This window comes from Streptomyces sp. CA-210063, assembly GCF_024612015.1.
Classification (GTDB): Bacteria; Actinomycetota; Actinomycetes; order Streptomycetales; family Streptomycetaceae; genus Streptomyces.
In genome coordinates this window covers 1,381,462-1,406,814 of the sequence record NZ_CP102512.1, presented here as the reverse complement: position 1 = coordinate 1,406,814, position 25,353 = coordinate 1,381,462, and the positions used below count along the sequence as shown (strand labels likewise).

Sequence of the window (25,353 nt, the reverse complement as noted above, 5' to 3'; positions counted from 1 at the left end):
GGTCAATACCCGAGCAGAAGTGAGCATGGAAATGATTGGGAATGACGAGTACTGTTCAGCGCGTGCTGGCAGAGCGACGACACCAACTCATCCTGCGGGCCCTGAGATCAGGCGGCCCGGCGGCCGTCACCGACCTGTCCGAACAGCTCGGTGTGAGCCCCGCCACCATCCGGCGTGACCTCGTCCGGCTGGAGGAGGAGGGGCTGCTCACCCGGGTGCACGGCGGCGCGGTCGTGGAGGACGGCGACCAGCCCTTCGCCGAGGTCGCCGAGGTACGGGTGGCCGAGAAGGACGCGATAGCGGCGAAGGCCGCGTCGATGGTCCGCGACGGCCAGTCCGTCCTCCTCGACATCGGGACCACCGCCTACCGGCTGGCCCGGCAGCTGCACGGCCGCCGCCTCACCGTGATCACCAGCAACCTGGTGGTCTACGAGGAACTGGCCGACGACGAGGGCATCGAACTGGTCCTGCTCGGCGGCATGGTCCGCCGCGAGTACCGTTCCCTCGTCGGCTTCCTCACCGAGGACAACCTCCGTCAGCTGCACGCCGACTGGCTCTTCCTCGGTACGAGCGGAGTGCGGCCCGGCGGACAGGTGATGGACACGACCGTCGTCGAGGTCCCCGTCAAACGCGCGATGATCAAGGCCGGCGACAAGGTCGTCCTGCTCGCCGATTCCGCGAAGTTCCCCGGCACGGGGATGGCGCGGGTCTGCGGTCCCGGGGAACTCGACGTGGTCGTGACCAACGGGCCGGTGGACCATGTGACCCGGTCGTCGTTGGAGGAGGCGGGGGCCGAAGTGGTCATCACATGACCGCCCCCGGGACGGGGCGGCTGACGCGTGTCGGAACGGGTGCCGGGACGGCCCGCACGCACGGTGTCGGGAGGACCCGCACAATTGCACGATCGGCAAAGGTGGTAGTTGCGTGAAGCTGACGATTCTGGGCGGCGGAGGATTCCGGGTGCCCCTCGTGTACGGGGCGCTCCTCGGGGACCGCGCCGAGGGCCGGGTCACCCATGTCGTCCTGCACGACCTGGACGCCGAGCGGCTCTCCGCCGTCACCCGCGTCCTCGCCGAGCAGGCGGCCGACGTGCCCGACGCCCCCGAGGTGACCGCCACCACCGACCTCGACGAGGCCCTGCGCGGCGCCGACTTCATCTTCTCCGCGATCCGCGTCGGCGGCCTGGAGGGCCGCGCGCACGACGAGCGGGTCGCCCTCGCCGAAGGCGTCCTCGGCCAGGAGACCGTCGGCGCCGGCGGCATCGCCTACGGCCTGCGCACGGTCCCCGTGGCCGTCGACATCGCCCGCCGCGTGGCCCGGCTCGCCCCCGACGCCTGGCTCATCAACTTCACCAACCCGGCGGGCCTGGTCACCGAGGCCATGTCCCGCCACCTCGGCGACCGCGTCATCGGCATCTGCGACTCCCCCGTGGGCCTCGGCCGCCGCATCGCCCGCGTCCTCGGGGTCGCGAACCCCAAGGAGGCCTGGATCGACTACGTGGGCCTCAACCACCTCGGCTGGGTCCGCGGCCTGCACGTCGCCGGCCGTGACGAACTCCCGCGCCTGCTCGCCGACCGCGACCTCCTCGGCTCCTTCGAGGAGGGCAAGCTCTTCGGCGTCGACTGGCTCCAGTCCCTCGGCGCCATCCCCAACGAGTACCTGCACTACTACTACTTCAACCGCGAGGCCGTACGCGCCTACCAGGCCGCCGAGAAGACCCGCGGCGCCTTCCTCAAGGACCAGCAGGCCCACTTCTACGAGGAGATGCGCCGCCCCGACGCCCACGCGCTCAAGGCCTGGGACCGCACCCGCGCCGAGCGCGAGGCCACCTACATGTCGGAGAACCGGGAGACGGCGGGCGCCGGCGAACGCGACGCCGACGACCTGTCCGGCGGCTACGAGAAGGTCGCCCTCGCCCTGATGCGGGCCATCGCCCGCGACGAGCGCACCACCCTCATCCTCAACGTCCGCAACCAGGGCACCCTCTCGGCCCTCGACACCGATGCCGTCATCGAGGTGCCCTGCCTGGTCGACGCCAACGGCGCCCACCCGGTCGCCGTCGCGCCCCTGCCCGACCACGCCACCGGCCTGGTCTGCGCGGTCAAGGCCGTCGAACGCGAGGTCCTGGCCGCCGCCGAGGCGGGTTCCCGTACGACCGCGGTGAAGGCCTTCGCCCTGCACCCCCTGGTGGACTCGGTGAACGTCGCCCGCAGACTGGTCGACGGCTACACGGCCGTGCACCCCGGCCTCGGATACCTGAAGTAGCCCCGGGGCAGCCTCCCTCTGCTCATCCCGCAGCCGCACCAGCTAGGAGACGTACGGCCATGCACGACGAACGCCGCCGCATCGAGGAACGCGTCGAGCGCGTCCACACCCAGCGCATCCAGCCCGCCATCTACGCGGCCTCCGTGCCCTTCGAGGTCGAGGCCTGGCAGGCGCCGGGCGAGCCCGTTCCCTTCGAGGAGGCCGCGGCCGCCTCCTACACACCGTTCGCGATGGACACCCCGTGGGGCCCGCCGTGGGGCACGACCTGGTTCCGGATGCGCGGACAGGTGCCCGCCGGGTGGGCGGGCCGCCGCGTCGAGGCGGTCATCGACCTCGGCTTCGTCGGCGACTGGCCCGGCAACCAGGCCGAGGCCCTCGTCCACCTCGCCGACGGCACTCCGCTGAAGGCGGTCAACCCGCTCAACCAGTACGTGCCGATCGGCAACCCCGTCCGGGGCGGCGAGAGCATCGACTACCTGGTCGAGGCGGCCTCCAACCCCGACATCCTCGCCGACAACTTCTCCAGGATCACGCCGATGGGCGACATCCTCACGGCCGGCGACAAGCCGCTCTACACCTTCCAGCGCGCCGACCTCGCCGTCCTCGACGAGGAGGTCTTCCACCTCGACCTGGACCTCCAGGTGCTGCGCGAGCTGATGGTCCACCTCGGTGAGCACGAGCCCCGCCGCCACGAGATCCTCCACGCCCTGGACCGGGCCATGGACGCCGTCGACCTCGACGACGTCTCCGGCAGCGCCACCGCCGTCCGCGAGATCCTCGCCCCGGTCCTCGCCAAGCCCGCCCACGCCAGCGCCCACACCGTCTCCGGCGTCGGCCACGCCCATATCGACTCGGCCTGGCTCTGGCCCATCCGCGAGACCAAGCGCAAGACGTCCCGCACCTTCTCCAACGTCACCGCGCTGGCCGACGAGTACGAGGACTTCATCTTCGCCTGCTCCCAGGCCGTGCAGTACGAGTGGGTGCGCGACAACTACCCGCAGGTGTGGGAGCGCATCAAGAAGGCCGTCGACAAGGGCCAGTGGGTACCGGTCGGCGGCATGTGGGTGGAGTCCGACGGCAACCTGCCCGGCGGTGAGGCCATCGCCCGCCAGCTCGTCCACGGCAAGCGGTTCTTCATCGAGCACTTCGGCATCGAGACCAAGGGGGTCTGGCTGCCGGACTCCTTCGGCTACAACGCCTCCTACCCGCAGCTCGCCAAGCTCGCCGGCAACGAGTGGTTCCTGACCCAGAAGATCTCCTGGAACCAGACCAACAAGTTCCCCCACCACACCTTCTGGTGGGAGGGCATCGACGGCACCCGCATCTTCACCCACTTCCCGCCGGTCGACACCTACAACGCTCGCTTCAGCGGCGAGGAGATGGACCGCGCCGTCCGCAACTACCAGGAGAAGGGCGGCGGCACCCGCTCCCTCGCCCCCTTCGGCTGGGGCGACGGCGGCGGCGGCCCCACCCGCGAGATCATGGAACGGGCCCGGCGCCTCGCCGACCTCGAAGGCTCACCCAAGGTCGTCGTCGAACACCCCGACGAGTTCTTCGCCAAGGCCCGCGCCGAGTACGAGGACGCCCCCGTCTGGAACGGCGAGCTGTACCTGGAGCTCCACCGCGCCACGTACACCTCCCAGGCCCGCACCAAGCAGGGCAACCGCCGCAGCGAGCACAAGCTGCGCGAGGCCGAGCTGTGGGCGACCACGGCCGCCCTGCACGCGCCGGACTACTCCTACCCGTACGAGAAGCTCGACCGCCTCTGGAAGACGGTCCTCCTCCACCAGTTCCACGACATCCTGCCGGGCTCCTCGATCGCCTGGGTCCACCGCGAGGCGGAGGCGGAGTACGCCCGTGTGGCGAAGGAACTGGAGGAGCTGACGGCCGAGGCGATCACGGCGCTCGGCGGCGGTGATCCGCGTGTCTTCAACACCAGCCCGCGCGACCGTGCCGAGGTGGTCCGTACGTCTGCGGGCGCACCGGTGTACGTGAGCGTGCCCGCGAGCGGCAGTGCTCCCCTCACCGCCGCCGAGCCCCCGCACCCCGTCACGGTCTCCGGTCGCGTCCTCGACAACGGCCTGGTCCGGGTCGAGGTGGCCGAGGACGGCACGCTCGCCTCCGTCCGCGACCTGCGAGCCGACCGCGAGGTCCTCGGCGACAAGGGCAACCTGCTCCGCCTGCACACCGACCTCCCGAACTACTGGGACGCCTGGGACGTCGACAAGCACTACAAGAACCGCTACACGGACCTGCTGGACGCCGAGTCGGTGACCGTGGTCGAGGAGGACCCCCTCCTCGGCGCCATCCGCGTGGAGCGTTCGTTCGGCAAGGGATCACGGATCACCCAGACGATCACCCTGCGCGCCGGCAGCCCCCGGATCGACTTCGAGACGGACATCGACTGGCACGAGGCCGAGAAGTTCCTCAAGGCCGGCTTCCCGATCGACGTCCGCGCGGCCCACTCCTCCGCCGAGATCCAGTTCGGCCACATCCAGCGCCCCACCCACACCAACACCAGCTGGGAGGCGGCCCGCTTCGAGGTCTCCGGCCACCGCTGGGTGCACGTGGCCGAGCCCGGCTACGGCGTCGCGGTGATCAACGACTCCACCTACGGCCACGACGTCTCCCGCACGGTCCGCGAGGACGGCGGTACGACCACCACGGTCCGCCTCAGCCTGGTCCGCGCCCCGCGCATCCCGGACCCCGAGGCCGACCAGGGCAGGCACCGCCTCACCTACTCGCTCCTCCCGGGCGCGACCATCGAGGACGCGGTCGCCGAGGGCTACGCCCTCAACCTGCCGCTGCGCGTCGCGGACGCCGCGGGCGCGCCCGAGCCGGTCGTCTCCGTGGACGGCGAGGGCGTGACCGTGGAAGCGGTCAAGCTCGCCGACGACGCCTCCGGCGACGTCGTGGTCCGGATCTACGAGTCCCGCGGCGGCCGGGCCCAGGGCGTCCTGCGCACCGGCTTCCCGCTCGCCGGCGCCCAGATCACCGACCTGCTGGAACGCCCCCTGTCCCAGACGGCCACGGACGGGAACGGCGTCCCCGTGACGCTGCGCCCCTTCGAGGTGCAGACGCTGCGGCTGACGGTGGGGGAGCGGTGACCGCCGTTCCCATCAAGAATTAAGAAAGCGGTAAAATAGCTGGTCGCGGCGGGTGCCTTGCCCGTCGCGACCAGTTCTCGTTGCTTCCAGGACACCTAGAATTCGCCGACTGCCCGTGTGATACGGGACAACGCAAGAGAGAGTTGTGAGGTGTCATCGTGCGAGATCCGCGCATGTCCGCGATCGGTAAGGGGCTGAGGCGCCGCGGCAGACTGATCGCCGAGGCGGTGAGTCCGCCGAAGAAGCCCCTGAACGCCGTGCCGGCGCCCCGGAGCGAGGCCGCCCCCACCGAGGAGCCGAAGTACGTGGCTCCCCGCGCCTCCCGGCTGGTGGACGCGCCGGTGTTCGTCCTCTCCTCGGTGCGCTCCGGCTCGACGCTGCTGCGGGTGATCCTCAACAGCCACAGCCAGATCCGCGCCCCGCACGAGATGCACCTGCGGACCGTCCACGTCCATCTCTCCCGGGACTTCACCGCGGACGCCATGAAGGCGCTCGAACTCGACAAGGCCGAGCTGGAGCATGTCCTGTGGGACCGCATCCTCCACCATGAGCTGACCCGCAGCGGCAAGCAGGTCATCGTCGACAAGACCCCGCCGAACACGCTCATCTGGCCACGGCTGCACCGATGTTGGCCGAACGCCCGGTACATCCTGCTGCTGCGTCACCCCGGCGCGGTCGTCCAGTCCCTCACGAGCCGCCGCACCGACCCCGACCACGAGGCGATCCGGGCCGAAGTCCTCTCCTACAGCGAGAAGTTGGAGGAGGCCCGCCAGAGCCTCCCCGTCCACGTGATCAGGTACGAGGAGCTCACCGCCGAGCCCGAGAAGGTCACCCGGGGCATCTGCGACCACCTGGGCGTGGAGTGGGAGCCCGGCATGCTCGACTACGGCGACAAGGACCACGGCACCTTCCGCCCCCAGCTCGGCGACTGGTCCTCCACCATCAAGTCCGGCCGCATCCAGCCGGCCCGCGAGGCGGACCCGACAGCGGAACTGCCACCACGCCTGAGCGAGCTGGCCGAGGCATGGGGCTACCCGGTCTGACGTGCCTCGCCCCCGCCGCCCCCTCCGTTTCGCGCAGTTCCCCGCGCCCCTGAAAGGGGCGCGGGGAACTGCGCGAGCAACCACGAAGCACTCGCACACGCCCATGAACCCCCACCCCGCGAGCTCGACCGCGTGCGGGGTCGAAGGGGCGGCAGCCCCTGGGGATGGGACGGGTAGGGGCGGCGGGAGCGAAGAACCCCTGGGTCGGTCAGACGGCCAGCGGCCGGTCGGCGGACGCGGACGGCGTGCAGACCGCAGGGGGCGCGACGGCCAGGTGACGCGCCTCCACGGGCTCCGCCACGACCGTCGGCACCACCGATACGTCCGCGACCTGGTGGGGCACACTCACCGACCGCACCGGGCGCGTTCCCGACACCACCGTGTAGTCCGGCCCCAACCGCGTCGGCAGCACATCACCCGGGTCCTCGCCCAGCGCCAACTGCACTGCGGCCCAGGGCGCGTTGATCCCGCACAGGGCCAGCTGGTGCAGGCCGCCCGCCGGGCGCGTGTTGACGTCCATGAGGACCGGCTCGTCGCCGTACATCCGGAACTGGATGTTCGTCAGATAGTGCAGTCCGAACTGCCCCGCGATGCGCCGCGCCGGCTCGATCCACGAGGGATTCTGGCTGAACCCGCGCCGCCGTCCGTTCTTGGTGCGGCCCACGGCCATGCGGACCCGCCCGTCGGGGCCGGTGAGGCAGTCGACGGACACCTCCGGCTGTTCGAGGCGCGGCATGACCAGCCAGTCGACGGGCTCCTCGGCCGTCCGCACCGCCTCGACGACCATGTCGAGCTGCACGTACGGGCTGGGGAATCCGCTGAGGTGAGAGAGCGAGAAGGGGGCGCGTGTGACCACGCGGAAGCCCACGCCACCCGCTCCGGCCGCCGGCTTGAAGCACGCCTTGTGCCCGTCGGCCTCCAACTCCTCGACGGCGGTGACGAGTTCGTCGGCGTTCGTCACCCGGTACCACGGCGGCACCGGAACCCCGTGTGCCTGGACCGCCTCGTACGCGGTGACCTTGTCCTCGAAGACCTCGATCGCCTCGGCGGGCGGCGCCAGCAGGGCCGTACCGACGGCCGCGAACTCCTCGCGGTGCGCGGCGAGCGCCGCCTGGTGCAGCCGCGGCACGAACACGTCGATGCCGCGCTTGGCGCACTGGTCGAGCGCGTACTCCACGTACGCGGCGGGGGAGAGGCCCTCGGGCTCCAGATCGGCGGTGTCGGCCGCGGCCAGTACGGGGGAGTCGGCGTCACCGTGCGTGGCATGGATGTCCACCGGACGAGCGTGCGGATTATGCCGCAGCTGATCCATGAAGAAGACGTTCTCCGCGTACGTGCGGTTGAGCCAGACGCGTACGCGAGAGACCATGCAGGCCGCCTTTCCAGGGTTCGCGGGCAGGGCGGAGCAGGCCGTGCCCGGCCAGGGGGGATGGAGGTACGCCGAACCGCCGTACGCGAAGAGGGGGCGTGGCGGTGGTGTAGGACGGATCATACGGCCACTGGGACCCCTGTTTCTGTCACGCGCGTGTTAATCCTTGAACGACTCGCTTGCCAGGGCGTGTCCAACGGCTCGGCAAGTCGGTCTTGTCCACCGGCGCGCACCTGTGTTCTCGTGTTGATGTTCGGTGTTCAGGAGGGAGTGCGGGTGGAGTCGAGGGTCGGCCGTCACGGGAATCTCCTGGCCATCAGTGATCTGCACATCGGCTATCCCGACAACCGCGCACTGGTCGAGAAGATGCGCCCCGAGACCGACGACGACTGGCTCCTGGTGGCCGGTGACGTCGCCGAAACCGTCGCCGACATCCGCTGGGCCCTGGAAACTCTCGCCGGCCGCTTCGCGAAGGTCGTGTGGGTGCCGGGCAACCACGAGCTGTGGACCCATCCCAGCGAGACCGTCCCCTACCGGGGCGTCGAGCGGTACGAGCACCTGGTCTCCGTCTGCCGGGAGCTGGGCGTCGTCACCCCCGAGGACCCGTACCCCCTCTGGGAGGGGCCGGGCGGCCCGGTGGTGATCGCGCCGCTGTTCCTGTTGTACGACTACTCGTTCCTGCCCAAGGGCTGCGCGACGAAGGCCGAGGGCCTGGAGTACGCGCACGGCACCGGTGTGGTGTGCACCGACGAGCATGTGCTGTTCCCCGACCCGTACCCGAGCCGCGACGACTGGTGCCGCGCCCGGGTCGCCGAGACCGAACGCAGGCTCGCCGAACTGCCGGACGGGCTGCCCACGGTGCTGGTCAACCACTACCCCCTGGACCGGCATCCGACGGACGTCCTGCACTACCCCGAGTTCGCCATGTGGTGCGGCACCGAGCTGACCGCCGACTGGCACCGCCGCTTCCGTGTCGAGGTCATGGTCTACGGCCATCTGCACATCCCGCGGACCACCTGGCTGGACGGCGTCCGCTTCGAAGAGGTGTCCGTGGGTTACCCCCGCGAGTGGCGCCCGCGCCCGGAACCGCCGGGAAGGCTGCGCCGCATTCTGCCGATGGAGGTCGGAGCCGGTGATCGAGGAGCTGCTCCCGGGGTCGGTCGTGGTCGTGGAGGCGCACGCGGATGACCCGGCCGCGGCCGAGGGGATCGAGCTGTACCCCGAGGAGGAGGCGGTCGTGGCGCGTGCGGTGGCCAAGCGGCGCCGCGAGTTCACCGTCGTACGCGCCTGCGCCCGGCGGGCCATGGAGAAGCTCGGCGTTCCGCCGCGGGCGATAGTGCCCGGCGAGCGCGGCGCCCCCGGCTGGCCGGAAGGGCTGACCGGCAGCATGACCCACTGCGAGGGGTACGCGGCCGCCGCACTGGTCCGCGCCGCCGACCTCGCCTCCCTCGGCATCGACGCCGAGCCCCATGACGCCCTGCCCGAGGGTGTCCTGACGGCCATCGCGCTCCCCGCGGAGGAGACCCGACTGCGCCGGCTGACCGCCGACCACCCCTCGGTCCACTGGGACCGGCTGCTGTTCAGTGCCAAGGAGTCCGTCTACAAGGCGTGGTTCCCCCTCACCGGGCGGTGGCTGGACTTCTCGGAGGCCGACATCGAGGTGTCCGTCGACCCCGGCGGCCGCTCCGGCCGACTGCGCGCCGAACTCCTCGTGCCCGGACCGGTGGTGGACGGTCGTCGCATCGGTGTCTTCGACGGACGCTGGACCGTCCGGCGGGGGCTGGTGGCGACGGCGGTTTCGATTCCCTTCCCCATGGAAGCCGAGGACGCCAGATGAACTTCCCTTCCTATTTAGATCTGCACAGACAGGTCGCGTCGGACATCGACGCGGAGATCGCGGCCGCTCTGGAGAACCTCGGGCCGTCGTCCGCGGCGGTACGGAAATCCATATCCGGGCTCCTTGGCCACCAGCAGATGAAATACCCCCTGTCCGTCCTTCCGCTCCTCGTGCACGCCGCCGAGACGGGCACGTGGGGACCGGCCGTTCCCCTGTCGGCCGTGCATGTCCTGTGGTGGACCTCCGCGTGCTATCTCGACGACCTCGCCGACGGCCACGGCGCGCACACACCCGACGGACTCGGCACGGACGAGGCGCTGTTGGCGTCCGTCCTCAGCGGACAGGCCCTTCCCATCAGGGTCGTTCAGGCCCAGCCGGTGCCGGACGCGGTGCGCAACGCCCTCACCGGTGAGATCGTCAACTGCTGGATCGACGCCGTGGAAGGCCAGTTGAGGGATCTGCGCGGCGATGTGGAGAATGCCTCGCGGGACGCGGTCGTCGCCGCCTATCGCGGGAAATCCGGCGCGCCCTTCGGAATGATCACGGCGATGGCCGCGATGGTGTCCGGCGCCGGGACCGAGCGGACCGAGCGGTGGCGGGAATTCGGCGACGTCTTCGGCATTCTCTGGCAGCTCTTCAACGACCAGGAGGACCTTCTCTCCGGCCGCGACGAGGACCTGCTCAACGGCACGGTGACCTATCTCCTCGCCTGCGCCCTGGAAGAGACACCACCCGAATCCAGGGCGCGTCTCGCGGAACTCAGCGACGCCGCGCGCGGTTCCGAACAGGCCCGGGCGGAACTCCGCGCGACCCTGCTCGCCCCGCCCGTTCTCCGGCGCTTCGAGAAGGATCTCTGCGCGTTCCGCGACGAGGCGTACCGCCTCCTCGACGAACTGGGCGGCGACGAGACCTACTTGCCCGCCCTGCGGCAGCTCGTCGACCAGGCCGCCGGGATGTGTCTGACGTAGGCCAGGACCCTGCGGCGGTCCGCCGGAACCCCGGCGGACCGCCGCTTCACGGCAGAACTCTCAGACCTCCGGGCACCAACTCCGCAGCAGCCGGAAGAACTCCTCCTCGTTGCCCGCCAGCCCGGCCGCCGCCAGCGCCCGCTCGGCCTCGGCGAGCGCGGTCGGCGGCACCACGGGTGGTCGGCGTGACTCCGGCGGCCCGTCGAAGGCGGCTCGTACGGTCCCCAGCAGCCGCAGATAGGCCTGCACGGCGGCGCGCTCGCGGTCGGTCAGTACGGCGGTCGGCATCGAACGGCTCTCCCCTGGTCGGATCGGTGAGACTGCGTGCCGCCCCGGCATACGGGTGGCACACCTCCAGCTTGCCGTCCACCACTGACAATCCCGTTCTCCCGGGCGGGGGTTCGCTCGGTTAGCGGAAGAGAAACCTGGCCGAAATACCGGGTGGGACGGGCGCCCTACGCTGGAGTGAAAGTGCTTTCGGCCGCCTTTGCCGAGAGCCCGGTGAAGGGAGGCGGCCCATGGCGGACGTCCCGCGCCGACACCCCCCGCACGGCGCACGGCTGCGCTCGGTGGGTGCCGGAGAGCTGAAGCTCGGACACCGTGTCGTCCACGGCTACCGGCGCGCCTACCGCATGGCCGGCCAGGGCCCGGCGCTCGTCCTCATCCACGGCATCGGCGACTCCTCGGCGACCTGGGCCGAGCTGATCCCCGACCTCGCCCGCACCCACACGGTGATCGCGCCGGACCTGTTGGGCCACGGTGCCTCCGACAAGCCACGCGCCGACTACTCGGTGGCCGCGTACGCCAACGGGGTGCGGGATCTGCTCACCGCGCTCGGCATCGAGTCCGCCACCCTCGTCGGGCACTCGCTCGGCGGCGGTGTCGCCATGCAGTTCGCCTACCAGTTCCCCGAGCGCACCGAGCGGCTGATCCTGGTCAGCGCCGGGGGAGTGGGCCGCGAGGTCAACCCGGTGCTGCGGGCGGTGTCGCTGCCCGGCGCCCATCTGCTGCTGTCCACCCTGCGGTTGCCGGGCATGCGGCTCCAAGTGGGCCTGTTCGCCCGGCTGATGAAGCTCCTCGACACCGATCTCGGCCAGGACGCCCCGGAGTTGCTCACCCTCGTCGACGCGCTGCCCGACGCCACCTCCCGCAGCGCCTTCATCCGCACCCTGCGCGCCGTCGTCGACTGGCGCGGTCAGGCGGTGACCATGCTCGACCGCTGCTATCTCACCGAGGGCATGCCCACGATGCTGATGTGGGGCGACCGGGACAGCGTGGTGCCGGTGCGGCACGCCCACGGCGCCCACGAGGCGATGCCCGGCAGCCGGCTGGAGATCTTCGAGGGCGCCGGGCACTTCCCGTTCCACACCGACCCCGCCCGCTTCCTCGCCCTCGTCGAGGAGTTCACCCGCACCACGCGCCCGGCCGACTGGAGCCGCGAACACTGGCGCGATCTCCTCGTCGAGGGCCGCCCGGGCACGGCCGCCGGCCGGCCGGACGACGCCCGCAACCACGCCCGGGAGCGGGAGATGAGAGAGGCGAGCGAGCGCAGCGCGACGTGAGGCCGACTACTTCTGAGCCGGACCCATGACCGTCTCCCGCTCACGCTCCGTCAGCGGTGGCTCCGTCAGCGGGGATTTGACCGGGCCGCGCAGCACCGCCAGGACGACCTCCGGTCTGACGAGGGCCCCGATCGGCTCGGTGAGGGTGACCACGCCGAGGTACGCCCTGCAGACCAGGGGCCGCCCGAGCGCGGTCCGCACCAGCCGCTCCACATAGCGGCCGAACAACTTCCGCAGGGCGTTCGGCTGCTTGCCGATCGCCTCGGGGTAACGGATGTCCGCCCCGGTGGCCAGCTCCCAGGCGAGGTTCACCGGCACCGCCACGGCCTTCTGGACCCGGCGCGCGAGCCCCGGCGCCATGAGGCCGTGCTCGGCGACCCGCTCGCGCAGCGCGACGGCACCCTGGGCGGCGACCGACATGCCGTGACCGTAGATCGGGTTGTACGTGGCGACCGTGTCGCCGATCGCGACGAAGCCGTCGGGCCAGTCGGACACCTTCTCGAAGAAGCGCCGCCGGTTGATCGTGCTGCGCGTGACCACGACGTCCGTCAGGGGCTCGGCGCGGGAGATCAGCTCGCCGACGACCGGGTGTCTGATGTCGCGTGCGAACTCCTCGAACTCCTCGGCGAGCGCGGTCGGCTGCCCCCCTCGGGTGCCCGACAGCGTGACCAGCCAGCGCCTGCCCTCTATGGGCACCAGGGTCGCGCTGCGCCCCGGCACCGGCTCCGCCCCGTTCGGCTGCACATTGACCACCGGGTACTCCTCGGTGCCCGCGGGCGCCCGGAAGATCCGGCTGGCGTACACGAGCCCCGAGTCGACCTCCTCCATAGGCGCCGGCGCGACCCCGAGCGCGTCGAGCCAGGCGGTGCCCCGCGAGCCACGCCCGGCGGCGTCCACCACCAGGTCGGCGGCCAGCACCCGCTCCTCGCCCTCGGCGGGACGGACCCGTATCCCGGTGACCCGTGAGGCGTCGCCCTCCAGGCCCAGGATCTCGGTGCGGTCGAGCACGGTGACCCGGGGGCCGGCGAGGAGATGGGCGCGGACGACCGACTCCAGCAGATCGCGGCTGCACGCGATCATGAACTCCATCTCCGGCCAGCGCCGCACCCAGCCCTGGGGCGACAGCGAGACCAGACCGGTCGGCAGCGGGATGCGCCGGGCGCCGGCCGTCAGCCAGGCGTCCGTGACCCCCGGCAGCAGTTCCTCCATCGCCCGGGCCCCACCGGACCACAGCAGGTGGGCGTGGCGGGCCTGCGGCACGCCCTTGCGGGGCTCCGGCCCCTCGGGCAGCGCGTCACGCTCGACGACGGTGACCTCGGCGTGGTCGCGCAGCGCGGCGGCGGCCAACAGGCCGGCCAGCCCCGCGCCGACGACGACGGCACGCCGGGGAGTCGTGACCGAGGTGTCGCCTGGGCCTCTAACGGGTTCGCTCATGGAAGTCGCTCTCTGACCTGGTCGCGGCCGCCCATTCACGGGCGGCCGCTACAACGGGTGACTGACGCAGGGCGATGGACATCCGTACGAGGTCACGGGGGTTCCCGGCGCGCGGGGCGGGGGCGTCGGCGACCGCGGAGCTGATGACCCGGCCCTCCGGGTCGTCGGCCAGGGCCCGCACCGCCGCCGTCACCATCGCCGCGTCGGCCTCGGCCCGCGCCTGGACGGGCTCGGAGCCCGACGCGACGGCCGCGTCGTACGCCTTGGCCCGCACCTCGGAGTCGAAGTACGGGTACAGGCTGAGCATGCCGTCGTGGATGTCGGACTCCCGCTGCGTCATCTGGAGCTGGGCCGGCGCCCACCAGGAGATCCGCACCTCGTGGCTCGCCCGGGCCCAGACGGGGCGCAACTCCCGCCACAGCGGGCCGAGCCGACGGTACATGGACCAGGTGGTCCAGGAGTCGCCGATGCGCTCCCCGGCCAGCGGCAGACAGAAGCCCAGCGCGCACACCTGCGCGCCGGCGGACGACAGCAGAGGGGCGACGTAGGTGCTCAGGTAGTCCAGGTTCCCGCCCTGCCAGCGGGTTGCCACGGCGATCAGCTTGACCGCCGCGAACGGGACGTTGACCAGGAAGCCGAACGCGATGATCAGCAGCCCGGCACGCAGCCAGCCGCGTACCTGGAGCGCCCAGCGCCAGCACATCACGTTCATCGCCACGCCCGCGACGGTGAACCCGGTCAGATACAGCACGATCATCTCGCGCAGGAACGGGGTGTTGGCGTAGTACGTGTCGAAGTCCCGCACCCGCTCCACGGGAGCGTCGCCGAGCACGAACAGCAGCACGATCGCCACGCACACCCCGCCGTATCCGGCGATCCAGCGGCGTGAGAGGCGGCGTGTGGTCTCGGGCGGGCCGCCGCGCCAGTAGGTGATCAGCACCAGGCAGGAGCCGCTGAACGCGCTCAGCAGCAGATAGACCACGGCCGCCGAGATGTTCGTGACGCCGGTGGCGCGGTTGAGCTCGGTGATCGTCGGCGGTGCGGCGAAGAAGAAGACCAGGGCGGCCAGCGTCATCAGGGCGCACACGGACCTGATCAGGGGGTCGCCCCAGTTCCGCAGCAGCGCGGGCGTCTTGAGGGCGAGGGCGATCGTCATCGCGGCGGCCGGAAGGTAGTAGCTGGACCCGTTCATGTCTTCGGCGTCTCGGCGTTTCCGGCCCGCTCAGCCCTGCGGCCCGCGGTAACCCAGCGAGGCCCCGATACGGCCGGCCAGGTGATCGCGGCCCACGGGCCCGCGCAGCGCCGAACCGGCGAGCCAGGTACGGCACTTGCTGGCCAGCAGCAGTCCGAAGCTCTCGGCGTCCTGCTCGTCCGCCAGGTCGAAACGGGTACGGGCGGCGACCTTCAGCACGGCCGCCCGCAGATCGGCGTCCCGGCTCAATAAGCGCGCGGCGACCGCGGCACCCTCCACATGCTGGCCGCAGTGCCCGGCCTGCATGTGCCACAGCTCGTGGCCGAGGATCACCAACTGGTGGTCGGGAGCGGTGCGTTCCTCGATGACGACCAGGTCCTGCTCGGCCATGTCCAGCCACAGCCCGCTGGCCGTGCCCGGTGGGAACGCGGCCGTGCGGTAGTGGACGGGGCGGCCGCGGCGTCTGCTCATGGCGTCGCACAGGGCCCCGTAGAGGTCGGCGGGGTCCGCCGGTGCCGACAGGGTGAGTTCGCCGACCAACTCGCCGCACAGACGGCGCATTTCCTTTCCGATGCCCACAGATCTCCCCCGGTCAGGACTCGGGCCGCTTGACGCTCTCCAGCAGCATGTCCAGCCACTCCGCCACCTTGTCGCGGTGCTGGTCGGTGGGCAGCTGGGCCGCCCGCCAGGCGATGGAGCGCACACCGTGGTTCTGCAGCAGCCGCTGCAACGGGTCGTCGGCGGCCTCGGCGGCCGCGCGCTCACGGTCGGCGAGCTGCTGGAGAAGCTCCTGCTCGGTCCGCATCAGGGCGCTCGCCAGCGCCTCGGGATCCTCGGCGGTGAGGAAACCGGCGTGCACTCTGAAGAAACGCTGGATGGCGTCGCAGTGCTCCATCGTGGGGCGCCGGTCTCCGTTGATCAGGGCGCCCGCCTGCTGGCGCGACATGCCCGCGCCGTCGGCGATCTCCTGCTGGGTGTACTTACGGCCGTTGGGCTTGAGTCTGGTGCGTCGCAGCAGGTCCAGGCGCTGCAGAAAACGGGCCTGGACGTCCGGCTCCCCGGCGCGCTGCCCGCTCAGCAGCGCCTTCACCACGGCTTCCGGCACACCGGACGCGACCGACAGCCGTCGGGTGTCGAAGACCTCCGCGTGCGCCACCCGCAGCTTGTCCGCGAGCGCGGTGACACGGGCCACGACGGCCGGCAGCAGAACCGTCGCCGCGGCGTCCGGAACCTCGAAGCCATCCGTCACCGACAGATCTCCTACGTCTCTCTCAGGCCAATTTCGCGGTACTGCGGAATCCGTGGATCCAAGCCTGGCGCGAGACCCTGGTCCCGGCAAGTACACCGTGAACTGCGGGGAGACTAGCGGTTCGGTCGAACTCACATCCAGGTCTCGCCACAACTGTGGCGAGATTCAGCCGTCAACCGACGCCAAATGCCACGATAGTTGACACGACTCCGCCCGGGGCAGCAGGATCAAGGCGCCGCGTGAAGGCCGCATAGGCAAGAGGGGTGACCTCCCGATGGCATATCAGGCAGGAGGGCAGCGGTCGGTACCGCGGGCCGTCCCCGACAGTCTCGAAGCCCAGGAAGCACAGGCGTACCTCCAGGACTACGCCACGCTGCTGGAGTCCGTTCCGTTCCCGTCCGTCGTCCTCGACCACCGCTGGGACGTCGTCCTGGCCAACTCCGCGTTCCAGGCGCTCTTCGGCGGCGTGGGACCGCATCCGACGGCCATGCCGGGCGACAACTTCCTCCGCTTCGTGCTCTTCCACCCGGACGCCGCCACGGTCCTCGGCGACCACGAGTCCAGCTGGTGCCTGCCGATGCTCGCCCACTTCGCCACCGCCGTGGAGCGGCACGCCCAGGACCGGGGCCTGCAGTCCATCCGCCGGGACATCGCCCAGGACCCCATCATGGAGGCCGCCTACCGCCACGGCCTCCCGCACTGGCTCCGCACGGTCGGCCCCGGCGCCGTCCGGCACGACGGCGCCGTACGCCCCGTGGTCCACCCCGACCCGCGCTGGGGCGCCACCGACTGCCGGGTCGTCGGCGAGACCCCCGACACCCTCCTCGACCTCGGCTACACCCGGATGACCCTCGTCCTGCGCGAGGTGGGCCGCCCGTCCGAACCCGCCCGCAGGCCGCGCCGTTCCCGGCTCGCCACCGCCGGCCATCTGAGCGTGGTGCCCTCACCCGAGAGGTGAGCCGCGCCCCCTCCGGCGCCGCCGGCGTTCAGGTCGCCGACGGCGCCGGAGGTCAACCCTTCAGCGGGACGCCCCGTTTCGCCGCCTGGATCTGCTCGTACACATGCGTCCGCAGCTCCGCGAAACGCGGTGCCACCCGGGTGTGCAGCTGATCGCGTTCGGCGGGGAGGTCGATCTTGAGCTGTTCCCGTACGACGGTGGGGGAGGCGGAGAGGATCAGGACCCGCTCGCCGAGGTAGACGGCCTCGTCGATGTCGTGGGTGACGAAGAGGATCGTGATGCCCCGGTCCCGCCACAGGCCCCGGACGAGGTCCTCCAGATCGGCGCGGGTCTGGGCGTCGACCGCCGCGAACGGCTCGTCCATCAGCAGGACGTCCGGCTCGTAGGCGAGCGCCCGGGCGATGGCGACCCGCTGCTGCATACCGCCGGACAGCTGCCAGGGGTAGGCGTCGGCCGCGTCGGAGAGGCCGACCGAGGCGAGCGCGTCGTCGACCAGCTCGCGCCGCCGGTCCCTGCTCAACCGCTTCTGCTTGAGCGGGAGTTCGACGTTGTCGCGGACCCGCATCCAGGGGAACAGGCTGCGTCCGTACTCCTGGAAGACGATCGCCATGCCCGGGGGCGGCCCGCTCACCGGCCGTCCTCCCAGGAGGACCTCACCGGCCGTCGGGTTCAGCAGTCCGGCCACGCACTTCAGCAGGGTCGTCTTGCCGCAGCCCGACGGGCCCACCAGACAGACCAGTTCCCCGGCGTCAACGGTGAAGGTGAGGTCCCGGACCGCCTCCACACGGCGCCCGGAACCCTCGTAGACCTTCTTGAGGCCCCGTACGTCCAGCATCGCCTGCTGCCCCTTCTCGAGTTTCACTACGACCGCCGGGAGGAGGCGCGCAGACCGTGGTACCAGCCGAGCACGCGCCGCTCGACCAGCCGGAAGACGACGGACAGCAGGAACCCGAGCAGACCGAGGACGAGGATGCCGGTCCACATGTCGGGGATCGCGAAGCCGCGCTGGAACTGGACGATGGTGTAGCCCAGCCCGTTGCTGGACGCGGTCATCTCGCTGATGACCATGAGGATGATGCCGATGGACAGCGCCTGGCGCAGGCCCGCGAAGATCTGCGGACTCGCCGAGCGCAGTACGACGTTCCGCAGCCGGGCCGCGCCCGTGATGCCGTAGGACCGGGCCGTCTCGGACATCACGGAGTCCACCGCGCGGACGCCCTCGACGGTGTTGAGCAGGATCGGCCACACGCAGCCGCTCGCGATGACGGCGATCTTCATCGTGTCGCCGATGCCCGCGAACAGCATGATGACCGGGACGAGGACCGGCGGCGGCACGGCCCGCAGGAACTCCAGCACCGGCTCGCAGAGCGCCCGCACCCGCCGGTAGGAGCCGATGACCGTGCCGAGGGCGACGCCGGCCACGGCCGCCAGGGCGAAGCCGGCGGACAGACGCAGCAGGCTGGGCAGGACGTCGGCGCGCAGCCGCTCGGCCGTCCAGACGTCCGGGAAGGTGGTGAGGATCGTGCGCAGGGGCGGCCAGTACACATCGGTGCTGTCGTCCGACGCGAGCCACCAGACGGTGACCAGGACCAGCGGCAGGGCGACGACGAACAGCAGCCGCAGGAGCACGAGTCTCATACCGCCACCTCCCCGCGCACCGACTGGTGCCAGGCCAGTGCCCGCCGCTCCACCGTCCGGGCGCCCACGTTGATGAGCAGCCCCAGCAGCCCGGTGACGACGACCAGGGCGTACATCTCGGGAACGGCCTGCGAGGTCTGGGCGACCGCGATGCGCTGGCCCAGCCCCGGGGCCCCGATGACGAGTTCGGCCGTCACAGCGAGGATGAGGGCGACGGCGGCGGCCAGCCGGACGCCCGTCATGACGTACGGCAGGGCGGTGGGCCACAGGACGTGCCGGACCCGCGCCCAGGTGCCGAGGCCGTAGGAGCGGGCGGTCTCCTCGGCGACCGGGTCGACGTCCTGGACGCCGTACAGCGTCTGGATCAGGATCTGCCAGAAGGACGCGTAGACCACCAGCAGCAGCACCGACCGCAGTTCGGTGCCGTACAGGAGGACCGCGAGCGGGATCAGCGCGACCGAGGGGATCGGGCGCAGGAACTCGATCGTGGAGGCCGTCGCCTCGCGCAGATACGGCACGACGGCGATGACGACTCCCGCCAGGATCCCGGCCGTCACGGCGATCAGGAGCCCGACCGCCCAGCCGGTGAGCGTGTCCCCGAGCGCCGTCCAGAACGTGTCGTCGGCGAGTTCGGTGGCGAGGGCGTCGGTGACCCGGCTGACCGGCGGGAAGAAGGCGTCCTCGACGAGGCCGAGGCGCGGGACCGCCTCCCACAGGGCGAGGAATCCCGCGAGCCCGGCCGCGCCCAGGACGGCATTGGCACCTCTCACGGCAGCAGCTTGTCCAGGTCCGGGGCCTTCTCGAACAGCCCGTCCTGCTGCCCCAGTTCGGCCAGCCGCTCGATGGAGGCACGGTCCGGCTCGGCGGGCCAGCGGGGCAGGGTGACCGTCTCCAGCAGACTGTTCGGGATCTTCGTGTACGTGGTGATGATCTGGCGGACCTCGTCCGGGTGCTCGTCGGCGTACGCGAGCGACTCGGCGGTGGCCTCCTGGAACTTCTTCACCAACTCCGGGTTCTTCTGGGCGTACTGCTGGGAGGTGAAGTACATGGCCACGGTGAGGTCCGGGGACACGTCGACGAAGTTCGACGCGAGGACGGTGCCGCCCTGGGACTTGATGGTGGCGAGCGCCGGCTCGACGACGCAGGCCGCGTCGACCTGGCCGTTCGCGAGCGCGGCCGGCATCTGGTCGAAGGGCATCTCCACGTAGTCCACTTCGGACGGGTCGCCGCCGTCTTTGCGGACCGACTCGTTGACCGAGGTGTCGCAGATGTTGCCGAGCGTGTTGGCCGCGACCTTCTTGCCCTCCAGGTCCTTGGCGGACTTCAGGGGGCTGCCCTTCGGCACGGCGATCTCCGCGAAGTCGGCGCCCGCCTTGCCGGTGGACGCGACACCGTTCACCACCGCCTGGACCGGCATGTTCTTGGACTGCGCGACCAGCAGCGAGGTCATGTTGCTGAAGCCGAAGTCGACCTGGCCGGAGACGACGCTGGGCACGATCGCCGCTCCGCCCTGGGCGAGGGTGGGTTCCAGTTTCAGGCCGCGTTCGCTGTAGAAGCCCTTCTTCTGGCCCAGATACATGGGGGCGACATCGATGATGGGGATGACGCCGATCTTGACCGTGGTGGTGCCGCCGGATGCCGAGTCCCCGCCGTCGGAGGCGGAGGAGCCGGACGAACCGCAGGCCGTCGCGGCGACGAACAAGGTGCCGGCCGCGAGACCGATGAGCAGACGACGCATGACTCCCCCTGATGGGACCGCTCTTCGACAGGCTGTGCGCAGACCGCACAGAAGTGCTCAGCGGGAAGGTAGAACGCTGCCGGTTGCAGGTCAATGGCCCAGCCGTGCAAGGCCGTTGACAGTTGCAGAAGTGTGCTCCTAGCGTGCGCAGAGCGCACCACTGTGCGTACGGAGCGCACCATCGTGCGTACGGAGCGCACATGCCGGGCGTCTCCGTGCGTCTTCCAGGAGGCGACGATGGCAGATCCAGCCCGGTTCGGCGGAGCCCGCGAACCGCACTTCGTCCGGTCCTTCGAGCGGGGCCTCGCGGTCATCCGGGCCTTCGACGCCGAGCATCCCGCGCTGACGCTGAGCGAGGTCGCCCGGACCTGCGAGCTGACCCGGGCCGCCGCCCGACGCTTTCTGCTCACCCTCGTCGACCTCGGATACGTCCACACCGACGGTCGGCTGTTCCGGCTGACCCCGCGCGTCCTCGAACTCGGCTACGCGTATCTGTCGAGCTTCACGCTCGCCGACCTCGCCGAGCCGCATCTGGAGCGACTGGCCGCGCAGGTCGGGGAGTCGTCCTCGCTGTGCGTCCTCGACGGCGACGACATCGTGTACGTGGCGAGGGTCAGTGCGGGCCGCATCATGACGGCGACGATCACCGTGGGCACCCGCTTCCCGGCCCATGTCACCTCGGTCGGCCGGGTGATCCTCGCGCATCAGGCGGACGAGGAGATCGACGCCCGGCTCGCCCGCGCCGACCTCAGGCCCCTCACCCGGCACACCCTCGTCTCCGCCGACCGGATCCGGGCCGAGTTGCGCCGCGTACGACGGCAGGGATACGCCGTGGTGGACCAGGAGCTGGAGGAGGGGCTCCGATCGGTGGCCGTCCCGGTCCGGGACCGGGACGGAGAGGTGGTGGCCGGCGTGAACATCCCGGTGCACGCCGGCCGCAACTCCGTGGAGTCGGTACGCCGCGACCTGCTGCCCCAGCTGCTGGCCGCCGTCGCCCGGATCGAGGCCGACCTGTGCGTGGCCGGGACGGCCACGGGCCGGACCCGAGCTGTGGCCCCCGGCGCCGCTACAGGTCGAGGACCAGCCGTGACCCCCGGCACCGGGACACGCAGATGAGCATGGTCTCCCCGGCCTCGCGCTCCTCGTCGCTCAGCACCGAGTCCCGGTGGTCGGGGGTGCCCTCCAGGACGTCCGTCTCACAGGTCCCACAGGTGCCCTCGGCGCAGGAGTAGAGCACCTCCACCCCGGCGGCCCGCACGGTGTCGAGCACGGAGACCCCGACGGGAACGGTGACGGTCCTGCCGGTCCGCTCCAGGACGACCTCGAACTCGCTGTCGGGGCCGGTCTCCTGCTCCTTCGGCTGGAACCGCTCGACCCTGAGCGCCCGCCCGGGGCAGCGCTCCTCGACCGCGTCCAGCAGCGGCCCGGGACCGCAGCAGTAGACGAGGGTTCCCTCGGGCAGGTCGTCGAGGACCGAGCCCAGATCGAGCAGCCCGGACTCGTCCTGCGGCGCGACCGTGACCCGGTCGCCGTACGCGGCCAACTCGGCCTGGAACGCCATGGATTCACGGCTGCGCCCGCCGTACAGCAGGGACCACTCCGCGCCCGCCGCCTCGGCCGCGGCCAGCATCGGCAGGATGGGCGTGATGCCGATGCCGCCGGCCACGAACCGGTAGCGGGGCGCCGGCTCCAGGGCGAAGTTGTTGCGCGGCCCGCGCACGCGGACCTTGTCGCCCTCGGCCAACTCCGTGTGCACGTAGGCCGATCCGCCACGCCCGTCGGGTTCCCGGAGGACCCCGATCCGCCAGGTCCGCCGGTCCGCCGGGTCACCGCACAGCGAGTACTGCCGCTCCAGCTCCGGCCCCAGCAGCACATCGATGTGCGCCCCCGGCTCCCAGGCCGGGAGTTCCTCGCCCAGCGGATGCCGCAGGGTGAGGGCGAGCACGCCGTCAGCGGCGAACTCCCGGCTGTCGACGACGAGTTCGGCTTCGTACCCGGACGAAGCGGAGGACGAGGTCATGAGCTGTTTCCTTGCGGCTCGTGTCCTTGGGGGTGGGCGAGCATCCACTCCCACATCTCGATGGGGTCCTGCGCGGTGTGCTCGCGACCGCAGTGACAGGTGCCGTGCAGGATGTCCGTGCCCGGCAGCCAGTCGATGCGGTAGACCTCTCCGGTCTGGAAGGTGGGCGGTGTGCTCACTGGACCTTCTCCACCGGCTTCTCGCCCTGCTCGACCAGCCGGGCGAGGATACGGCGGGCGGCCAGACCACCGGTGTCGATGTTGATGCTCAGCTCCTGGTAGCCGGTCCGCTCGGTGCCCAGCGTCTCCTGGAGCAGGTTCAGCGCGTTGACGTCCTGCATGACGACCGTGTGGTTGTTGCCCTTGAGGAACTCGGTGACCTCGTCGTCCTCGGTCGCCCAGTCCCGCGAGACCATCCAGAAGTCGTACACCTTGCCGTCCGACGACGGGGTGATCGCGTACGTGATCTCGGTGTGGAAGCCGTTCGGGTCACTGCCGTCCGCCTCGGGCAGCACGCCCACGGGGGCGATCCGGCTGTGCAGCAGATACAGGCACGGGGCGAAGTACTCGATGTCCTGCCAGCGCGTGATCCGCCCGTCGATGCCGGTCGACCGGGCGTAGAACGGCGGGCACTCGGCGTCGTCCATGTGCCGGCTCACCCGTACGATGCCCGCGCCCTCGTCCACCTCGGTGGTGATCGGCGTCTCGGCGACCTCGGGGGTGCCGATGTAGCCGCCGTGCAGATACGTCTCGTGCGACAGGTCGAGCAGGTTGTCGACGAGGAGCCCGTAGTCGGCGTCGATCGGCTCCATGCCGCGCACGGTGACCCAGCCGGGGGCGGCCAGGTGCTTGGCGCGCGGGATGCTCTGCGGGTCGGCGAGCGCCGGGTCGCCTATCCAGACCCAGATCAGCGAGTCCTGCTCGACCACCGGGTACGAGGCGACCCGCGCCGTCCGCGGGATCCGCTTCTGTCCGGGCACGTACACACACGCGCCCGTCGTGTCGTACGTGAAGCCGTGGTACCCGCACACGATCCGGTCCCCGTCGAGTCCGCTCTCCGACAGCGGGTACCGGCGGTGCACACACCGGTCGTGCAGCGCGATGGGCGTCCCCTCCTCCTCCGTCCGGTAGAAGACGAGCGGCTCGCCCAGGATCGTCCGGCCGAGAAGATCCCGCCCGACCTCTTCGGCGTAGGCGGCGACGTACCACTGGTTCCTGGCGAACGTGGTCATGTGCGGCATGGCTGCGGCTCCCGTCGTTGGGTGATGGCGACATCGTCCAGAGCGGCGTCACGGTGCCGCAATACCTCTTCCGCCTCACGGAAGCGTCTGGGGAAACTGCCTGTTCAGGGCGGGTGCTCGTCCATGCGCGCGAGGCCGGCACGGTCCGAACGGCTCAACTGTCGTACCGCACCCGGGAAACACAGAACGGACCTGCCGGCCACGATGCTGCTGGCGCTGGCCCTGGCCTACGGAGTCTCCCCGCTGGCCATCGACATGTATCTGTCGGCGTTTCCGCGCATGGCGCGTGACCTGCATGCCTCGGCCACCGGCGTCCAGCTCACGTTGACCGCGTTCATGACCGGCCTGGCCGTCGGGCAACTGGTTCATCGGGCCGCTGTCGGACCGCTGGGGCCGGCGTCGGCCGCTGCTGGCCGGGACCGCGGTGAGCGTGCTTCGGGTCTCGGCGATCGCCTCGTGCCCGCCTGCCCTGATGCGGGCCGCGACTCCGTGCGCCGCGGGGCGATGTTGTCGAGGTCGTCGGAACCAACCGCCCCGAGGGCGCGGGCGTGCCCCGGACGCAGCCGCTCCAGCACGTGGCGGTCGCCCGCCGTTGTTTCATGATGCGCACTCCCGGACCGTGCGCCAGTCGTGCTGCGGAAGCGTGGCCGATCCGCCCCGTGAGGTCCGGGCGGATGGCTTCCCGCCCGCCGGGAGGCCGAGGACGCGCAGCCAGGTGCGCGCCACGGCGCTCGCCCCTCGACCTGCGTCGCCCGGCACGAACCAGGCAGGCGATGGCTTTTCTCAGGCGCGGAACCACAATGACAGCCGTAGGCCCCCGGGAACGCGTCCAGGGGACCTTGTGCCGTGACAGATGTAGTCAGCGCTTGTCGCTCGCGAAGGGCCTGCGAGATGGTGGCGCGGATGGTGGTCTGGGTGTGGCGCTCGACTGTCGGGTTGGCGGGGACGCCGTCTGGTTCGCCCGCTGTGGCGACGGCGCTCCGCAGCGTCGTGCTTCCGTCCCGCCCCTCGACTCCCCGCCAAGTCCGCGCGCGGCTCCGTCCCGGAACCTGAGCGTTCGATCTTGCAGGGAAGGAATCTCGCAGCGGTTGCGCCGATCGCATCCGCGTTCCAATTGGCGCTGCGCGGACCCAACCAGTCCGCTCTCGTTGGGCGTCAGCGAGACGACGCCCGGGGTTCGGGCCATCTCCTCGGCCTGACGTGCCCTCAGGTCTGCGGCGAAGCCGTTGAGCAGAAGGTCGTAGGCGTAGAGGGGGCGCACCCCGTCCACCGCGTGCAGCACCTTTTCGCGCGCCCGCGCGAGGCGGTCGGTGTGGTCGCGTACGGCTTGCGAGTGTGTCTCCAGCCGCGTGCCGGGCGCTGGTGCCGTCTTGGGGTAGGCGGCGACGGGCTGGTCAGCAAGCTGCACGAGGTAGATGCCGTCGGAGTACGACTTCCGGGCGGTATCGGGCAGTTGGGTCGTCGCCGGATCGGTCTGCGGGATTGGCGCGCTCGGCACGGAGGTGAGGAGAAGGCCGCTGAAGACCACTGCACCAACAGGGACGCGGCTCTGCGGCCTGCCCGCAGGCGTCGGCCGGCGTTTTGCTGGGACAACGTGGCGCCTTCCCCGCGCATGCCTGCGAACGCACGCGCGAGACGGTCGATGCGGAGTGGTCAAGTCCCCGAGATCGCGGCCATCCTGCTGCCGTTGAGGCCGCCATGAGAAGCGGTAACGGCACAAATATGAATAACTC

General features: G+C 70.9%; 24 protein-coding genes. 10 read left to right on the top strand and 14 right to left on the bottom strand.

Annotated features, from left to right (window positions below; genetic code table 11):
• Positions 1–62: 62 nt before the first annotated feature.
• The 4 genes from JIX56_RS06145 to JIX56_RS06130 all read left to right on the top strand — a co-directional run bounded on the left by JIX56_RS06145 (position 63) and on the right by JIX56_RS06130 (position 6,415).
• Complete coding sequence (locus JIX56_RS06145; RefSeq protein ID WP_257550754.1) at positions 63–812, top strand: DeoR/GlpR family DNA-binding transcription regulator; 750 nt, start codon at positions 63–65, stop codon at positions 810–812.
• 112 nt (positions 813–924) lie between these two features.
• On the top strand, positions 925–2,265 hold the full coding sequence (locus JIX56_RS06140; RefSeq protein ID WP_257537742.1) for a 6-phospho-beta-glucosidase: 1,341 nt from the start codon (positions 925–927) through the stop codon (positions 2,263–2,265).
• Positions 2,266–2,324: 59 nt separating this feature from the next.
• The gene (locus JIX56_RS06135; protein WP_257537741.1) at positions 2,325–5,372 is read left to right on the top strand and encodes an alpha-mannosidase; all 3,048 of its coding nucleotides are present in this window, start codon (positions 2,325–2,327) and stop codon (positions 5,370–5,372) included.
• Positions 5,373–5,530: 158 nt separating this feature from the next.
• Complete coding sequence (locus JIX56_RS06130; protein ID WP_257537740.1) at positions 5,531–6,415, top strand: sulfotransferase family protein; 885 nt, start codon at positions 5,531–5,533, stop codon at positions 6,413–6,415.
• 208 nt (positions 6,416–6,623) lie between these two features.
• On the opposite strand, the gene JIX56_RS06125 is transcribed toward JIX56_RS06130, so the two are convergent.
• Positions 6,624–7,784, bottom strand: coding sequence for an ATP-grasp domain-containing protein (locus JIX56_RS06125; RefSeq protein WP_257537739.1), 1,161 nt, complete (start codon positions 7,782–7,784; stop codon positions 6,624–6,626).
• A 249-nt stretch (positions 7,785–8,033) separates the two neighbouring features.
• On the opposite strand from JIX56_RS06125, the gene JIX56_RS06120 reads away from it, so the two are divergent.
• From JIX56_RS06120 to JIX56_RS06110, 3 genes are read left to right on the top strand one after another with little or no spacing between them, the layout of a single operon-like run.
• A complete protein-coding gene (locus tag JIX56_RS06120; RefSeq protein ID WP_443031786.1) occupies positions 8,034–8,972 on the top strand; it encodes a metallophosphoesterase family protein in 939 nt (312 codons plus the stop codon).
• The gene (locus JIX56_RS06115) at positions 8,917–9,621 is read left to right on the top strand and encodes a 4'-phosphopantetheinyl transferase family protein (protein ID WP_257537737.1); all 705 of its coding nucleotides are present in this window, start codon (positions 8,917–8,919) and stop codon (positions 9,619–9,621) included. Before JIX56_RS06120 ends, JIX56_RS06115 begins: the two co-directional genes overlap by 56 nt.
• On the top strand, positions 9,618–10,589 hold the full coding sequence (locus tag JIX56_RS06110) for a polyprenyl synthetase family protein (RefSeq protein ID WP_257537736.1): 972 nt from the start codon (positions 9,618–9,620) through the stop codon (positions 10,587–10,589). The genes JIX56_RS06115 and JIX56_RS06110 overlap by 4 nt, the downstream gene beginning before the upstream one ends.
• Positions 10,590–10,649: 60 nt before the next feature.
• Here JIX56_RS06110 and JIX56_RS06105 read toward each other — a convergent pair whose 3' ends face one another.
• Positions 10,650–10,877, bottom strand: coding sequence for a hypothetical protein (locus JIX56_RS06105; protein WP_257537735.1), 228 nt, complete (start codon positions 10,875–10,877; stop codon positions 10,650–10,652).
• 230 nt (positions 10,878–11,107) lie between these two features.
• Here JIX56_RS06105 and JIX56_RS06100 point away from each other — a divergent pair, with 230 nt between their 5' ends.
• Positions 11,108–12,151 (top strand): alpha/beta fold hydrolase, encoded by a 1,044-nt coding sequence (locus tag JIX56_RS06100; protein ID WP_257537734.1) that lies wholly within the window; start codon positions 11,108–11,110, stop codon positions 12,149–12,151.
• A 6-nt stretch (positions 12,152–12,157) separates the two neighbouring features.
• Here JIX56_RS06100 and JIX56_RS06095 read toward each other — a convergent pair whose 3' ends face one another.
• Genes JIX56_RS06095 through JIX56_RS06080 form a run of 4 tightly spaced genes read right to left on the bottom strand, consistent with a single transcriptional unit; the run spans position 12,158 to position 16,026 of the window.
• Positions 12,158–13,585 carry an FAD-dependent oxidoreductase gene (locus JIX56_RS06095; RefSeq protein ID WP_257537733.1) on the bottom strand — a complete coding sequence of 476 codons (1,428 nt, stop codon included), beginning with the start codon at positions 13,583–13,585 and terminating at the stop codon, positions 12,158–12,160.
• Positions 13,569–14,777: an MAB_1171c family putative transporter gene (locus JIX56_RS06090; RefSeq protein WP_257537732.1), complete on the bottom strand. Its 1,209-nt coding sequence runs from the start codon at positions 14,775–14,777 to the stop codon at positions 13,569–13,571. The genes JIX56_RS06095 and JIX56_RS06090 overlap by 17 nt, the downstream gene beginning before the upstream one ends.
• A gap of 30 nt (positions 14,778–14,807) precedes the next feature.
• Positions 14,808–15,338: a toxin-antitoxin system, toxin component gene (locus JIX56_RS06085; RefSeq protein WP_257537731.1), complete on the bottom strand. Its 531-nt coding sequence runs from the start codon at positions 15,336–15,338 to the stop codon at positions 14,808–14,810.
• A 31-nt stretch (positions 15,339–15,369) separates the two neighbouring features.
• Positions 15,370–16,026, bottom strand: coding sequence for a helix-turn-helix domain-containing protein (locus JIX56_RS06080; RefSeq protein WP_257537730.1), 657 nt, complete (start codon positions 16,024–16,026; stop codon positions 15,370–15,372).
• Positions 16,027–16,300: 274 nt separating this feature from the next.
• Between JIX56_RS06080 and JIX56_RS06075 the strand changes: the two genes are divergently transcribed.
• On the top strand, positions 16,301–16,984 hold the full coding sequence (locus tag JIX56_RS06075; RefSeq protein WP_257537729.1) for an MmyB family transcriptional regulator: 684 nt from the start codon (positions 16,301–16,303) through the stop codon (positions 16,982–16,984).
• Between the two features lie 52 nt (positions 16,985–17,036).
• Here the strand turns inward: JIX56_RS06075 and JIX56_RS06070 are convergent, their stop codons facing one another.
• The 4 genes from JIX56_RS06070 to JIX56_RS06055 are packed head-to-tail and all read right to left on the bottom strand — an operon-like array spanning position 17,037 to position 20,360.
• Positions 17,037–17,819, bottom strand: a complete 783-nt coding sequence (locus tag JIX56_RS06070) for an ABC transporter ATP-binding protein (RefSeq protein ID WP_257550753.1) — start codon at positions 17,817–17,819, stop codon at positions 17,037–17,039.
• A gap of 26 nt (positions 17,820–17,845) precedes the next feature.
• Complete coding sequence (locus tag JIX56_RS06065; RefSeq protein WP_257537728.1) at positions 17,846–18,622, bottom strand: ABC transporter permease; 777 nt, start codon at positions 18,620–18,622, stop codon at positions 17,846–17,848.
• On the bottom strand, positions 18,619–19,392 hold the full coding sequence (locus JIX56_RS06060; protein WP_257537727.1) for an ABC transporter permease: 774 nt from the start codon (positions 19,390–19,392) through the stop codon (positions 18,619–18,621). The genes JIX56_RS06065 and JIX56_RS06060 overlap by 4 nt, the downstream gene beginning before the upstream one ends.
• Positions 19,389–20,360 (bottom strand): ABC transporter substrate-binding protein, encoded by a 972-nt coding sequence (locus tag JIX56_RS06055; RefSeq protein ID WP_257537726.1) that lies wholly within the window; start codon positions 20,358–20,360, stop codon positions 19,389–19,391. Before JIX56_RS06055 ends, JIX56_RS06060 begins: the two co-directional genes overlap by 4 nt.
• Positions 20,361–20,597: 237 nt before the next feature.
• On the opposite strand from JIX56_RS06055, the gene JIX56_RS06050 reads away from it, so the two are divergent.
• Positions 20,598–21,476, top strand: a complete 879-nt coding sequence (locus JIX56_RS06050) for an IclR family transcriptional regulator domain-containing protein (protein WP_257537725.1) — start codon at positions 20,598–20,600, stop codon at positions 21,474–21,476.
• Here the strand turns inward: JIX56_RS06050 and JIX56_RS06045 are convergent.
• From JIX56_RS06045 to JIX56_RS06025, 4 genes are all read right to left on the bottom strand, one after another.
• The gene (locus tag JIX56_RS06045) at positions 21,427–22,380 is read right to left on the bottom strand and encodes a PDR/VanB family oxidoreductase (protein WP_257537724.1); all 954 of its coding nucleotides are present in this window, start codon (positions 22,378–22,380) and stop codon (positions 21,427–21,429) included. The two genes, JIX56_RS06050 and JIX56_RS06045, sit on opposite strands and share 50 nt — an antisense overlap.
• Positions 22,377–22,559, bottom strand: coding sequence for a hypothetical protein (locus tag JIX56_RS06040; protein WP_257537723.1), 183 nt, complete (start codon positions 22,557–22,559; stop codon positions 22,377–22,379). The genes JIX56_RS06045 and JIX56_RS06040 overlap by 4 nt, the downstream gene beginning before the upstream one ends.
• Entirely contained in the window at positions 22,556–23,620 is a 1,065-nt protein-coding gene (locus JIX56_RS06035; protein WP_257537722.1) for an aromatic ring-hydroxylating dioxygenase subunit alpha, read from the bottom strand. Before JIX56_RS06035 ends, JIX56_RS06040 begins: the two co-directional genes overlap by 4 nt.
• A gap of 859 nt (positions 23,621–24,479) precedes the next feature.
• On the bottom strand, positions 24,480–25,118 hold the full coding sequence (locus JIX56_RS06025) for a protease inhibitor I9 family protein (protein ID WP_257537721.1): 639 nt from the start codon (positions 25,116–25,118) through the stop codon (positions 24,480–24,482).
• Between the last annotated feature and the right edge of the window lie 235 nt (positions 25,119–25,353).